This is a genomic window from Deferrivibrio sp. (assembly GCF_055117995.1).
The window spans coordinates 25,711-38,806 of record NZ_JBSQOT010000018.1 but is presented as its reverse complement, the minus strand read 5'-3'; the positions used below and the strand labels follow the sequence as shown (position 1 = coordinate 38,806).

Annotated in this window: 13 protein-coding genes; 4 read left to right on the top strand and 9 right to left on the bottom strand. The window is 37.0% G+C overall.

The features are described from left to right. The 7 genes from ACTCAF_RS06510 to gltX all read right to left on the bottom strand — a co-directional run. Positions 1-519: AAA family ATPase (locus tag ACTCAF_RS06510; protein ID WP_463062485.1), on the bottom strand; the 519-nt coding region annotated here is incomplete at its 3' end. Between the two features lie 87 nt (positions 520-606). Then, positions 607-792 (bottom strand): hypothetical protein, encoded by a 186-nt coding sequence (locus tag ACTCAF_RS06505; RefSeq protein ID WP_463062484.1) that lies wholly within the window; start codon positions 790-792, stop codon positions 607-609. Positions 793-801: 9 nt separating this feature from the next. Beyond that, entirely contained in the window at positions 802-2,751 is a 1,950-nt protein-coding gene (locus ACTCAF_RS06500) for a flagellin (protein ID WP_463062483.1), read from the bottom strand. Between the two features lie 90 nt (positions 2,752-2,841). Beyond that, positions 2,842-3,045 (bottom strand): 2-hydroxymuconate tautomerase family protein, encoded by a 204-nt coding sequence (locus ACTCAF_RS06495; protein WP_463062482.1) that lies wholly within the window; start codon positions 3,043-3,045, stop codon positions 2,842-2,844. A gap of 10 nt (positions 3,046-3,055) precedes the next feature. Then, on the bottom strand, positions 3,056-3,298 hold the full coding sequence (locus ACTCAF_RS06490; RefSeq protein WP_463062481.1) for a hypothetical protein: 243 nt from the start codon (positions 3,296-3,298) through the stop codon (positions 3,056-3,058). 94 nt (positions 3,299-3,392) lie between these two features. Then, positions 3,393-4,715: a ribosome biogenesis GTPase Der gene (gene der, locus ACTCAF_RS06485; protein ID WP_463062480.1), complete on the bottom strand. Its 1,323-nt coding sequence runs from the start codon at positions 4,713-4,715 to the stop codon at positions 3,393-3,395. Between the two features lie 8 nt (positions 4,716-4,723). Then, positions 4,724-6,157, bottom strand: coding sequence for a glutamate--tRNA ligase (gltX, locus tag ACTCAF_RS06480; protein ID WP_463062487.1), 1,434 nt, complete (start codon positions 6,155-6,157; stop codon positions 4,724-4,726). Positions 6,158-6,216: 59 nt separating this feature from the next. On the opposite strand from gltX, the gene ACTCAF_RS06475 reads away from it, so the two are divergent. The 4 genes from ACTCAF_RS06475 to ACTCAF_RS06460 are packed head-to-tail and all read left to right on the top strand — an operon-like array spanning position 6,217 to position 11,446. Then, a complete protein-coding gene (locus tag ACTCAF_RS06475; RefSeq protein WP_463062479.1) occupies positions 6,217-7,527 on the top strand; it encodes a diguanylate cyclase in 1,311 nt (436 codons plus the stop codon). A gap of 40 nt (positions 7,528-7,567) precedes the next feature. Next, positions 7,568-9,214, top strand: coding sequence for a sensor histidine kinase (locus tag ACTCAF_RS06470; RefSeq protein ID WP_463062478.1), 1,647 nt, complete (start codon positions 7,568-7,570; stop codon positions 9,212-9,214). Then, positions 9,214-10,557, top strand: a complete 1,344-nt coding sequence (locus ACTCAF_RS06465; RefSeq protein WP_463062477.1) for a sigma-54-dependent transcriptional regulator — start codon at positions 9,214-9,216, stop codon at positions 10,555-10,557. Before ACTCAF_RS06470 ends, ACTCAF_RS06465 begins: the two co-directional genes overlap by 1 nt. Continuing rightward, the gene (locus ACTCAF_RS06460) at positions 10,538-11,446 is read left to right on the top strand and encodes an ABC transporter substrate-binding protein (protein ID WP_463062476.1); all 909 of its coding nucleotides are present in this window, start codon (positions 10,538-10,540) and stop codon (positions 11,444-11,446) included. Before ACTCAF_RS06465 ends, ACTCAF_RS06460 begins: the two co-directional genes overlap by 20 nt. Before the next feature lies 1 nt (position 11,447). On the opposite strand, the gene selD is transcribed toward ACTCAF_RS06460, so the two are convergent. Continuing rightward, positions 11,448-12,479 (bottom strand): selenide, water dikinase SelD, encoded by a 1,032-nt coding sequence (selD, locus tag ACTCAF_RS06455; RefSeq protein ID WP_463062475.1) that lies wholly within the window; start codon positions 12,477-12,479, stop codon positions 11,448-11,450. Next, complete coding sequence (gene yedF / locus ACTCAF_RS06450; RefSeq protein WP_463062474.1) at positions 12,476-13,054, bottom strand: sulfurtransferase-like selenium metabolism protein YedF; 579 nt, start codon at positions 13,052-13,054, stop codon at positions 12,476-12,478. Before yedF ends, selD begins: the two co-directional genes overlap by 4 nt. Between the last annotated feature and the right edge of the window lie 42 nt (positions 13,055-13,096).

The window sequence follows — 13,096 nt, the reverse complement described above, 5'->3', positions numbered from 1 at the left end:
CAGCCCCTTTATAAACTCCCTGTTTATCTTTGCCTGCTCAATATTTTCTATAACATCAAGAATTGGCTTGTCGTATTCATCTATCAAAATTACTACCTTTTCGTTGTACTTTTTATACGACATCTCTATCAACTCTGCAAAACAGGAAGCAGCATCGTTTTCATTCTTACATTCAATGCCTAATCTCACCTGATTCTTTCTGAAATTTTCATAGGCAGAGCTTTCAAGCCCCTCAAGGCTCTGGAAATTTCCGGCCCAGCTTATTTTGATGACAGGGTGCTTTTTGCTCCAGTCCCATTTGTCATAGATATATAGCCCCTCAAAAAGCTCTTTTCTCCCCTCAAATATTGCCTTCAATGTGTCAAGAAACAGCGACTTACCAAAACGCCTCGGGCGGGATAAAAAAATGTAGGTATAGTCATTTATCAGATTATAGGCATACTCCGTCTTATCAACGTAGATATAGTCACCTTCAATTATTTTATCAAAAGTCTGAATCCCTATCGGCAGCTTTTTCATATGAATATTTTACTTTTGAAATCCTCTATTTGCAAGGGGAATTTATTTACAAAGTATCAATACACTGCCTGCGTGAACAAAGCTTCTTTAAGCATAAATATCCACTGCATTAACCTTATTCTTTGTCTGTTGTCTTATCCTCTCCCTTTTTATCTCCTCTGCCCTTTTTTGTTCATCAATGATTTCCTGTCTTCTTTCCTCGGCCTTTTTCATCTCTTGATACCTGAGCTGCCTTGCAATCTCATTATTGTTGTTTACCTGATTAACAGCCATTTTGACCTCCTATTGTTTTGTAGGAATAATCCCCAAAAGCTCAAGCACCCGCTGAGTAGAAATATTTGATTGCGCCAACATTGATGAGCTTATCTGCAGTTTCAGCTGATTTGCCGCAAGGTTTGTAGTTTCCTGTGCCAGGTCGGTATCCAGATGAGTTGATAATGCAGACTTTCTTGCTACATTTGTGTTTTGAACGGTTGAAAGGTGATAATCCAGTGTATTTATATTTGAGCCAATACGGGATGCTTCACCAGAGACCTTTTCAATTGCCAAATCAATCATGCTTAATGCTTTTGACCTTAAAGAAGAACTGCCAACATCAATTGTATACCCGCCGTCAATATTTTTTAGCCCCAGAGCCTCAGGGGTAAGGTCTTTTACATACATATTGTACAAGTTGCCCCCGTCAATGTTTAAAGGAGCAGTACTTGTTTTATTGGTCACTGAAAGTGTAGCTGAAGATAAATTTGCCCCTTTTGCCACCTCTATCGTTATATTGTCTATGACATCTTTAAAGTAATTATCTTCAGAAGTGTATGTCGTACCGTTGTATGTAAGGCTCGCATTGTTCCCGGTACCTGAAGTTTCTGCAAGATTTAACGTTGACACAAAATTTCCTTCCGTATCGTATACTCTAAGTTTCCCTTTTGCTCCAAGCTCTTGTGCCGTCAAAACAAGTACCCCGGATTCGGCACTTGCAGAAACCAACCCGTCGCCAATATTATTTATGCTGTTTGCAATATCATTTAAGGTATCACCCCCCTGCCATGAAATGGAAATCGATTTATCCACACCTTCAATGACAAATGTGCCACCCGAAGTTGAAAGAGTATTAAATGTACCAAAATCCACCTTCCAGATATCCTCTTTGCCGGGATTTGTCACACTAAATGTAAATGAACTGCCAGCAAGTTTTGAGTCTGCAAATGATGTAAATTCACTGCCTATCGTAGTCCAGTTGCCCATTTGATTGTTTTCGCTGTCAAATACGTTGTATTTAATGCTACCGCTGTCAAAATCGGTTTTTATATAAAAATAGGAGTTGAGCATCGCATTACTGTCAAAGTTTGCAGCGGTAATTGCTTCTGAAGTTCCACGATTGCCTTCAGTTGCACTAATTGTCCCTGAACCACTTGTGGTATCAAAATAGAATTTAAATCCACCGGTATATGTCCCCCCTGAGGAGACAGTAATGCTTAGACCATCCACCGTAAATGCTGCATCAGTAGTCCCAGATGTTACCAGTGTTCCATCAGAATTATCATAGACTTTAAAACTGGCTGAATCGGTAAAAATCACTTCATAATTTCCACTTGCCGTTGCACTGCCTGTAACAGAAACAGTTCCAAGTGTACCGAGTGTATCGGTATAATCTGCCGGCGTGTCAGCCGTAGGATTTGCGGCAGCAGTCGACTTTATTTCGTGATAGGTCGCTCCAGTAATGTTTTCAAGAGTGTATGTGCTGTTTGACACAGGCTCATTGACATAACCCGCAATTTCACTACTTGATGAAGTCACATACCCTATCAATTCACCATTTAAAAGTTTTTTGCTATTAAATTCCGTGGAGTTTATAATATTTGATATTTCATCAGTCAAATCTTCAATTTCAGATTGAATATTCTGGACATCCTGGCTTGTCAGTGTTGAATTTCCCGCATAAACAATTCTGTCCCTGATAGTATTTAAAATATCTGAAATACCGCCTGAGCCGGTTATTGCATAATCTGCCGTCTGAAACATGCTGATCATATCCTGCAAATTAAAGACAAGCTGCTTTTCTGATTTTATTCTTGAGTCAAATCTTGTTACAAGGCTTATTTCGGAAGGGGAATCCTTTGCGGAATTAATCCTTTGCCCTGTTGATATTTTTTCAATTGAGCTGTTGACTGCCCTGGAAAATCTGTCGATGCTATTGGAGATAAAAGCACCAGATGCATTGTAAATTGTAACCATGACGTACCCTCTTCAAGGGACATCCGTGTATTTTTTATGCATCCATGCCCTTTTTAAATCGGCATAATCAATAAAAACTTTAGAAAAAATTTATATGCCCTTTTTCCTTCTCTCTGTCACCTGCTCTCCGCCAATACCCCAATTGTCCGTTTCCACTTCATCAATGACCACAACAGTTGTCGCGGGATTTTTGCCGAGAACATTTGCAAGAAGCTCTGTAACACCTTTTATCAACTCAGCTTTTTTCTCTTTGCTCACACCATCTTTTGTAATCTTTATATTTACGTACGGCATAGCACCCTCTTTAGAAAATGACCTTTGTAACTATCTCTTTGAGACTGTCGCTACCTTCTATCTTTATTTTCTTTTTGCCATCGATGACCACTTCAGGCGGATTGATAATCCCATACTCTTCAGGCGCTTTTTCATCCGACAAATCGATAAGCCTGACATCTACTTTGCTACCAAACTTGTACTTCAAATCTTCGGCAATTTCTGGAGTCCTGGAATCAACCCCGCTATTGTAAAAAACCTCCACTTTTATCATAAATTCCTCCTTCTTATATCTGTATAAAATTATACCAGAAGATAATTTTACGATTCAAGTGAAGTTATATATCCTGGACTTAAAATATAAAAGCTTAGTCGGTGCTTCTGTCCCCTTTTTGCCTGAAATTGATTTTTAAAGGGACACCGTCAAATCCAAATTCCTGTCTGATAAGGTTAAGGATAAATCTTTCATAGGAAAAATGAACAGCTTCAGGATAATTAACAAAAACCACAAATTCTGGCGGCTTTGTCCCCACCTGGGTCATATAAAAAAACTTAAGACGTTTATTTTTAACCACTGGTGGCTGATGCATCTGCTGGGCAAGTTGAAGTACTTCATTCAGCTTTGAGGTCTGTACTCTTTTTGAATATTCTTTATCTATTATTTCAACGCTTTTAAAGATTTTATATACATTTTTTCCTGTTTGTGCCGATACAAACACCAATTGAGGATTATATAAAAATTTAAGTTTATCCTTCACATCCCTACCAAGCTGTCTTGAATATTCTCCAGGATTTTCAATCAAATCCCATTTGTTAAAAACAAGAATAACAGGCCTGTATTGTCTATTTGCATCTGCTATAACCTTAATGTCCCTGTCCAAAATCCCTTGAGTAGCATCAATAACAGCTATGCAGATGTCTGACTCAGCAATTGCGTCCTGACCTCTGAAATACCCATATTTTTCAATTTTATCTTTGAACATTACCGACTTTTTTCTTATCCCTGCGGTGTCGATTAGCGTATATTTTTTGCCGTTGAACTCAAAGTTTACATTCACAGAATCCCTCGTGGTGCCCGGGATTTCCGTTACAATAACCCTCTCCTCATTTAGCCAGGCATTTATAAGACTTGATTTTCCAACATTTGGCTTCCCGATTACCGCAAGTTTTATCCTGTCTGTTTCTACCTCAGCTTCCTCTTCTTCCGTTATTCTTGAAGTGATTTCATCCAGCAGTTCATCAACATTTCTGCCATGGGTGGCACTTACTGCAAAAATCTTTTCAAATCCCAGCTTGTAAAATTCGTTTATTGCCATCTCAAGCTCAGGATTATCAACCTTGTTTAAAACAAGAATCGTATCTTTCCCTTTTTTTCTCAGCAAATCTGCCACTATTTCATCCAATGGGTGAAGCCCTTCCTTTGCATCGACCATCAAAAGACAAAGGTCAACCTCATCAATAGCCCGGTAAAATTGCTCCTGCATCTCTTTCTTTAAAATATCTTCTCTTAAGTCAAAACCTGCTGTATCATACAATTTAAACTTTCTAAGTCCCCATTCGCAAACATACTCAAGCCTGTCCCTTGTAACACCTGGCATATCGTCGGTAATGGCAATCCTTCTACCTGCAAAACGGTTAAAAAGAGTTGATTTCCCTACATTTGGTCTTCCCAAAATTCCTACTGTAAACATTTTACCTCTTATTTTTTTATAAACCTGAGCACGTTATTGATTCTTTCAATCTGCGTCTTTGGTGACAGCAATGTCGCAATCTTGTCCATATCCGGACCTGTCCTTTGGCCGGTAAGTGCAATCCTCAGCACCATAAAAAGCGCCTTCCCTTTTGCGCCGGTTGCATCCCCAACTATCTTTGTAATAGCTTTATAGTCATCTACTGTTAGTGTTTCAAACTTTTTTATTTCTTCGGCATACCTTTCAAGTACCGCACTTGAAGTCTCAAGATTTAACAATTTAATTGATTCATCATCCGGCTCAGATTGTTTAAAAAATATTTTTATGTGCTCATCAATTTCACTTAAAACGGATATTTTCTCTCTCACAGAAAAAACTACATTTTTAAGCCACTGTTCATCATATTTTGATAGCTCAACACACTTAATAAATCCCTTTGCGACACTATAAAGCTCATCAATATTTTTTTCCCTTATGTAAATACCATTCATCCAGTTTAGCTTGTCAAAGTCAAACACAGCTGCACTTTTGGATATTCTTTCAAGACTGAAGGCATTTATAAGCTCCTGTCTTGACAAAATCTCTTTTTCCTCAGGATGAGACCATCCAAGCAGCGCCAGGTAATTGAAAAATGCTTCCGGCAAATAGCCTTTTTGTCTGAATTGGTTTACACTTGTATCTCCGTGTCTTTTGCTGAGTTTTGAGTGGTCGCTACCCAAAATCATAGGAATATGGGCAAATTCAGGCAATTCAAAACCTAAGGCTTTATATATCAAAATCTGTTTGGGAGTATTGTTAAGATGGTCATCACCACGAATTACATGGGTGATTTTCATCAGCGCATCATCAACAACAACTACAAAGTTATAAACAGGTGTCCCATCCGGTCTTACAATGATAAAATCACCAAACATATTTGTTGGGAAATCAATCTCCCCTTTTAAAATATCTTTCACCTTTACTTCACTCTCGGTGACATTAAATCTTATGGCAGCCTTTTCCCCCTGTTCAATCCTCTGTCTTGCTTCTGCAAGTGGTATATTTTTACATTTACCGCTGTAAATTGGATTTTTCCCTTCCTGTAAATTTTTCTCCCTCTGCGCATCAAGCTCCTCTTTTGAGCAAAAACAGTAATACGCCTTCTTTTCTTCAAGAAGTTTATCAAGATATTTTTTATATATCAAAGTACGCTCAGTCTGTTTGTAAGGGCCATAATTTCCACCCACAACCGGGCCTTCATCCCATTCAAGCCCAAGCCACATTAAATCTTCATAAATAATATTTTCATTCTCAATGCTCGAACGCTCAAGGTCTGTATCTTCTATCCTCAATATAAATGTTCCGTTTTGATTTTTTGCAAAAAGATAATTAAAAAGCGCCGTCCTGACATTGCCCACATGGATATGACCTGTAGGACTTGGGGCAAATCTGACTCTTACTATTGACATTTATCCTCCAAAACGTTTATACTTGCTAAAGTTCATTAAAAACCGGTGTTATTTTGAAAAAGTATATCCTTATAGCAGACCCTTCAAAGCTGTCAAGGTTTCTTTTGGAAAATCTGCTAAGTGAAAAATACAATATTCTTTCGGTCTCATCATTCTCTGAGGCAATCGACGTCCTAAAAGAAACACTCCCTTCTCTTGCTATTATTTCTTATGAATTGAAGGACAGGCAGGGGCTTGAGCTCTGTAGATATATGAGCAATGATGATAAGTTGAAAAATGTCCCTGTCATAGTGATAAGCTCAAATGAGGATGAAAAAACAAGGCTTGCAATTTATGCTGAAGGCGCAATTGACTATGTGCCAAAATCAAAAATCAACGATGAATTTATTAAATACATAGATGAGCTTATGGAGCTTTTATCTATGATAGATATCAGCTCTGCCACTGCGTTTGCCGTAGATGACAGCATCCTTCAACTTAAATTTATAGAAAATGTATTAAAAACTGTTAGAGTAAACATAGAAACATTTGACAAGCCACATGCTCTAATAGAAGCACTCAAAACAAAAATACCTGATGTTGTAATTTCTGATTTGTATATGGATGACATAGATGGCATAAAATTAACGAAATTTTTGAGGAAAAACAAAGATTTAAAACATGTTCCAATTATTATTCAAACATCATCAAGGGATGCAGGGATTTTAAGAACTTTGATGATTCACGGAGCTAATGACTACATTTTAAAACCTTACTCTCCGGAAGAGCTTTTGCTCAAATTTACCACAGCCTATAAATCAAAAAAACTTTATGACGAACTGGAAGATATAAACAGGTCACTTTTTGCCAAAGCTACCACTGATCCCCTTACAGGACTGTATAACAGAAGATTTTTTATGGAACAATTCACTTTCCTCTATCTTAACGCTAAAAGGTATAATCAGGAGCTTGGATTTATAATTCTTGATATTGATAACTTTAAAAAGATAAATGATACGTACGGGCATACATGTGGAGATGAAGTTTTAGTAGCCCTTTCAAAATGTCTGAAATCTATGTTAAGAGAATCTGATATTGTGGGTAGATTTGGCGGCGAAGAGTTTGTCTGCTTAATACCGAATGTAACAAAAAACGGACTTTTAATGGTGGTGAAAAAGATATTAAACAGCATTAGAAATACAAAAATCATTTTTGACGATAAGGTAATAGGGTTTACAGCAAGCATAGGAGCAGTCTCCTGCACAGAAATGCAAAGCATTGACGAGATAATAAAGGAAGCTGACAATTTGTTATATGATGCAAAATCTTCCGGCAAAGACAGGTGTTTTGTAAAGTTTGAAAGTGAAATTATTGAAATAAATTAATCGTATTGAACATTGCCGATATGTGTAGTAATCTGTTTTTATGAAAAACTTTTATCCATCATTTAAAACAAGAATTATCATTTTCTATATAGTATTTGGACTTATCCCCATGCTTCTTATTTCTTACCAATCTTTTAATGAAGCTTCAAAATCCATCCTTGAAATATCGAGAAATCAGACTTCACAGCTGATTAATAACATTGCATCTCAAACAGAGGACTTTTATAAAAATATCGTTTCCAATATCCGACAGCTGTCGGAAAACCCTCTTGTACAGCTTTCGTTTTTGCAATTTTCATACGGGCAGAGAATGGATACGGTAAAAGACAGGCTTATTCTTTATAGGGCAAATTCAAATATTTACAAAAGCATCCTTCTTTACAATAAAGAAGCAACATTAATATTGTCTATACCAGGCAATGAATTGCCAATAACGTTAAGTCATGGGGTAGTCGCAAATGCTCTAAACAATGATTTTTCTACTTATTCCGATTCATCCAGTGTTTATTTTTTAAAAAGGGTTTACGACTTTGAAGACCTGACTTCCCCGGTAGGGCTTCTTGTCTTCCAGGTGGATAACAGCAAATTTACAAGATTTATTGAAACATTAAATCTTACAGATAAAACCGTAAAAACTATAAAAAATCAAGAAAATACAATCTACAAAAAAAATGATCTGGAAAGTGCATTAAAGTACAGCTATTTTGAATCCTTTGTCCCTTCACTAAACTGGACTATCAGCATATATGTCCCTGAAAGTTTTTTGTTTAAAAATATTAATACACTCAAGGGGAAAACACTTCTTTTTGTATTTTCTGTCACTATGTTAGCTCTTCTTGCAGCCTTATATTTTACCGAAAAACTTATCAAACCGATAAAAAAGGTTATCAAAGGGACAAAAGAATTTGCCAACGGCAATTTTAAATACAGAATTGAGCTTAAAAGGGGTAAAGAGATAAAAATGCTTGCTGATTCCTTCAATAAAATGGCTGAAAATATTGAAAAAAGACAGCAGGAGCTTATTCAGGCAAACAAACTTGCATCACTTGGCCTTATGTCCGCAGGTATCGCACACGAAATCAAAAACCCGCTTGCAGCAATAAAAACAACGGCTCAATTGTTATTAAAGAGAAAAGGGGACGAGGCAAGTTATCAACTTTTGGAATCCATAGTGGAGGAGACCGACAGACTAAACCGAACCTTGACCGATTTGCTAAATTTTGCAAAACCAAACCCTGCAAAAATAAGTGATATTGAGCTTCATGATGTCCTGAACTACACGCTGAACCTTCTTGGTAAAGAAATTGAAAAGCACGGGATAAAATTTAACATTGATGTGGAAAAAGTTACTGTTATGGCAGATAAAGACCAGCTGACGCAAATACTGTTTAATCTGATTCTCAATGCAATTCAATCAATAGACAAGAAAATCGGTATTATAAATATTTATACTGAAAAGCTGGAAAATGGGCTCTTCTTAATAATTCAGGACAACGGCAAAGGTATCGACTCTAAACACCTGGATAAGATTTTTGACCCTTTTTTCTCAATGAATCAAGGCGGGACTGGTCTCGGACTTTCAATAGTGTATAACCTGATAAAGCAAAATAATATGGAAATCAATATCGACTCAAAACTTAATGTAGGTACAAAAGTTACATTGAAATTCACAAAGGGGATAATATAGTGCTTACAATTTACATTCTTGATGATGAAAAGATACTTGCAAACTCTCTCAAATTAGCTTTTGAAGATGCTGGATTTAACGCTAAATCTTTTTATCTTGCAGAAGATTTTTTAAAGGCTGCTGCCTTAAGCGAGCCTGATATTGCTCTAATCGACCTAAAATTACCAGATATGAATGGAATTGATGTTCTTAAAGCCGTAAAAGAACTAAACAGGGACATCGAGGTAATTATGATTACCGCCCATGGCGATATTAATACCGCAATAACCGCGATTAAATCAGGCGCTTACGATTTTATCAACAAGCCGTTCGAGCTTGATGAGATGCTGCACCTTATCTCCAAATGTGTTGCAGAAAAAAAGAGCAAGCAAGAAATAGAGCATTTGAGAAATAAAGCCTATAAAACAACTGGAATAGGGAAACTGATTGGTAATTCTCCAAAAATAAAAGAGCTTTTAAAAACAATAAAGCTTGTAGCTGAGCATGATTCGACAGTACTTATAACCGGTGAAAGCGGCTCAGGCAAGGAGCTTGTAGCAAAGGCTCTCCACAACGAAAGTTTAAGAAAAAACGAAAAATTTATAGACATAAACTGTTCAAGTATGCCTGAACATCTGCTTGAAACTGAGCTTTTCGGCTATGAAAAAGGTGCGTTTACCGATGCAAAACACAGGAAAACCGGACTTATCGAACTTGCTGACAAAGGGACACTTTTTCTTGACGAAATTGGGGATATGCCCTTAGCCTTGCAGCCAAAACTGCTTCGTTTTCTTGAAAATAAAACTTTCAGAAGGATAGGTGGAAAAGAAGAGATAAAGGTCGACGTAAGAATTGTTGCTGCAACCAACAAAAACCTGAAACAGCTTGTAGAAGAGGGGAAGTTCAGAAGTGATTTTTATTACAGGCTCAATATAATACCCATTGAAGTGCCCCCATTAAGGCATAGAATTCAGGATATACCTTATCTTTGCGAATATTTTCTTGACACCTACTCAAAAAAATTTGGCAAATCTTTAAAATTTGACAAAGAGGTAATTGATATTTTCATTCATTACAAATGGCCCGGAAATGTGAGAGAGTTAAAAAATATTATCGAAAGACTTGCACTTCTTGCGACTGACGAATGTATAACAAAAGATATGTTACCATCGGAAATGATAGAAAGTAAGCAAGTTGAAGTTGGTAGTCTCGATTTTAAACTTTTAAACTACGAAAAACAGCTCATTGAAAAGGCCCTTGAAGAATCAGGTGGCATAAAGCAAAAAGCTGCAGAAATTTTAGGAATAAGCAGGCACTCACTGAAAAGGAGAATTGCAAAGATAAATGAAATTTTGGGCAGTTAGCTTTTTTATATTACTTTTTTTACTTAAGAGTGCTTACAGTCAAAATATTGCCATTGTTTCTTTTGATCAGGATGGGCTTATAGAAAAAGGCTTTCGTGACGAAATTCTATTACATTTTCCGGAGGCAAGGTTTTATACATTCGGATGTTCAAAAGATATAAAGCTGTTAAGGTCTTATTACCCATTTATCAAAAAGATTAACCCGGATATTTTGTTTGTAAACGGCAAAGAGGCACTAAAAGATATTTATAAACATAAAATATTTTCAAAAACTGTCATATTCCATATTAAAGGCAATCCTGTAAAAGAAAATTTTATAGCAGATGTTAGTTTGCCAGCGATCAATGCCACCGGCGTCAGCACAGAAATTTCAATTCTTGAACAGATAAAAGTTATAAGACAGTTGAAAAAACTTCGAAAATTAGGTGTTTTAAAGCTGGAAGAGGACAGTGAATACCTTTCAAGTATCAGTGAAATCAGACGATTGAGCGCTTTTTTTGATTTTGCAGTTGAAGAAATACCTGTGTCAAAGCTTCTCAAAGACGAATCAATTATCAATGGCATAGATGTTGTTTATATCCCTTATACGCAGATACCCGGAATCGAAACGATTCATATAATCAACAGGCACAAAATACCTTCTCTTGCAGAAAACGATTCATACGTCCTTAATCAGGGTGTGCTGCTTGCTCTTGTTGTTGATGAATACAGGTCAGGCAGGTTTGCAGGGCAAAAGGCAGTAAAAATATTAAAAGGCGCATCGGCAAAAACAATGCCGGTAACTCTTATAGAGCATTTTATGGTGGTGTTAAATCTTGCAACTGCAAAAAAAATAGAATATCAGGTCCCTATAAAATTCTTGATAATTGCAGATAAAATTGTCAGGTAGTTTATTTGAAGACCAAATATTTATCACTCTTTTGTGTGACTATACCGATAATGGATGAATCCTCATAACCTGATTCGATGAGCTTGCTCAAAAGTTTTTCACCATCCGTAAAACTAACCCCTATCAACAATCCACCTGAAGTCTGAGGATCAAACACAATTATTTCATTATCCTTTTCATCTGAGACAAAATCGTAATTGTCTGTCAAAAATTGCTTGTTATAATATGCTCCTGCAGGAATTATACCCATCTGGGCAAGACTTTTTGCCTCATCAAAAATCTTAAGGTTGTCCATATAAATTTCAAGGCTTACTGAAGAGCCTTTTGCCATCTCAAAAGCATGGCCGGCAAGACCAAATCCGGTTACATCCGTCACGGCAGAGACATCAAACTGCTTGAATATTTCAGATGCTTTTTTATTTGATAAAAGCATAGCATTTGTTACCTGTTTTAGTGCGCTTTCGGAAATCACTTCCCCTTTTATGGCAGTTGTAAGAATACCTATCCCTAAAGGTTTGGTATAAACAAGTAAATCTCCTTCCCTTAACGTGCAGTTTTTGTAAATTTTGCCGTCATCAATAAACCCCGTCACGGCAAATCCAAGCTTTATTTCATGGTCATCAACGGTATGTCCACCCAAAAGGGCGCAATTGGATGAGGCCAGTTCGTCAACAGCCCCCTGCATCATCTCACCGATAATTTTTTCATCTATATCACAGTTATACATAAGAACGGAAAGGGCGGTAAGGGGGTTTGCCCCCATAGCATAGACATCACTTAGAGAATTTATTGCGGAAATACGCCCAAAAATATAAGGGTCATCCACCACCGGTGTTATAAAATCAACTGTCTGGACAATATAGTAGTCATCCTTTATTTTGAACACACCGGCATCGTCGTTGGTCTCAAATCCAACCAACAAATTTTTACACTCAGGAAGTTTCAAAGCGCCAAGGGCTTTTGCAAGGTCCTCCGGACCTATTTTAGCGGCTCAGCCCGCAGCTTTTACAAATTGTGTCAGCCTTTTGTTCATAACCTGATAACCTTATCTGCCTCAAAAAGTCTTTTCATTACATTATAGCCGTCAGTAATCTCACCAACCTTGAGCTTGTCAACAAGCTCAAAATGTTCAAGACATGTACCGCAGCTTAATATTTCCACACCTTCAAGCTTTTTCAACTCTTCTATAGTGGTGGCATTAAGTGTGGTAAGATATACGCCTGAGTTTACAAAAATAATACTTGAAGGCATAATATCCATATTTTTGATATTGGCAATAAATCCGTCCATTAGTTTTTCGCCCAGATAGCAATCCCCATTGCCTATTGCATTACTGCCTACATAAAGCACAATTTTTGATACCTTTTCAACTGCAGCTTCTGCCGGTAATGAGCAAGGGTACCCTTTTGCAATGCTAATTTCATACACGCCATTTTTTTCTTTCACATCAGCAGTCAAACCCTGGCTTGCAGCATATTTTAATACATTTTCTTTTGATGTGAAACTGTCCACCAATACAGTTATAACCCCTTCCTCAATTGATTCCAATGCTTTTTTGGTCATTATAACCGGTGTAGGACATGGTTTTCCTTTAGCATCAACAATCATTTCTCACCTCTGATAAAAAAAGGGAGCAGAGGCTCCCTTTAT

Bases quoted from the DNA above. Each gene is read 5' to 3' on its own strand.
- ACTCAF_RS06460 (WP_463062476.1), top strand. From the start codon at position 10,538: ATGAAATTTTGGGCAGTTAGCTTTTTTATATTACTTTTTTTACTTAAG.
- der (WP_463062480.1), bottom strand. From the start codon at position 4,715: ATGTTTACAGTAGGAATTTTGGGAAGACCAAATGTAGGGAAATCAACT.
- ACTCAF_RS06490 (WP_463062481.1), bottom strand. From the start codon at position 3,298: ATGATAAAAGTGGAGGTTTTTTACAATAGCGGGGTTGATTCCAGGACT.
- ACTCAF_RS06505 (WP_463062484.1), bottom strand. From the start codon at position 792: ATGGCTGTTAATCAGGTAAACAACAATAATGAGATTGCAAGGCAGCTC.
- yedF (WP_463062474.1), bottom strand. From the start codon at position 13,054: ATGATTGTTGATGCTAAAGGAAAACCATGTCCTACACCGGTTATAATG.
- ACTCAF_RS06470 (WP_463062478.1), top strand. From the start codon at position 7,568: ATGAAAAACTTTTATCCATCATTTAAAACAAGAATTATCATTTTCTAT.
- ACTCAF_RS06500 (WP_463062483.1), bottom strand. From the start codon at position 2,751: ATGGTTACAATTTACAATGCATCTGGTGCTTTTATCTCCAATAGCATC.
- ACTCAF_RS06495 (WP_463062482.1), bottom strand. From the start codon at position 3,045: ATGCCGTACGTAAATATAAAGATTACAAAAGATGGTGTGAGCAAAGAG.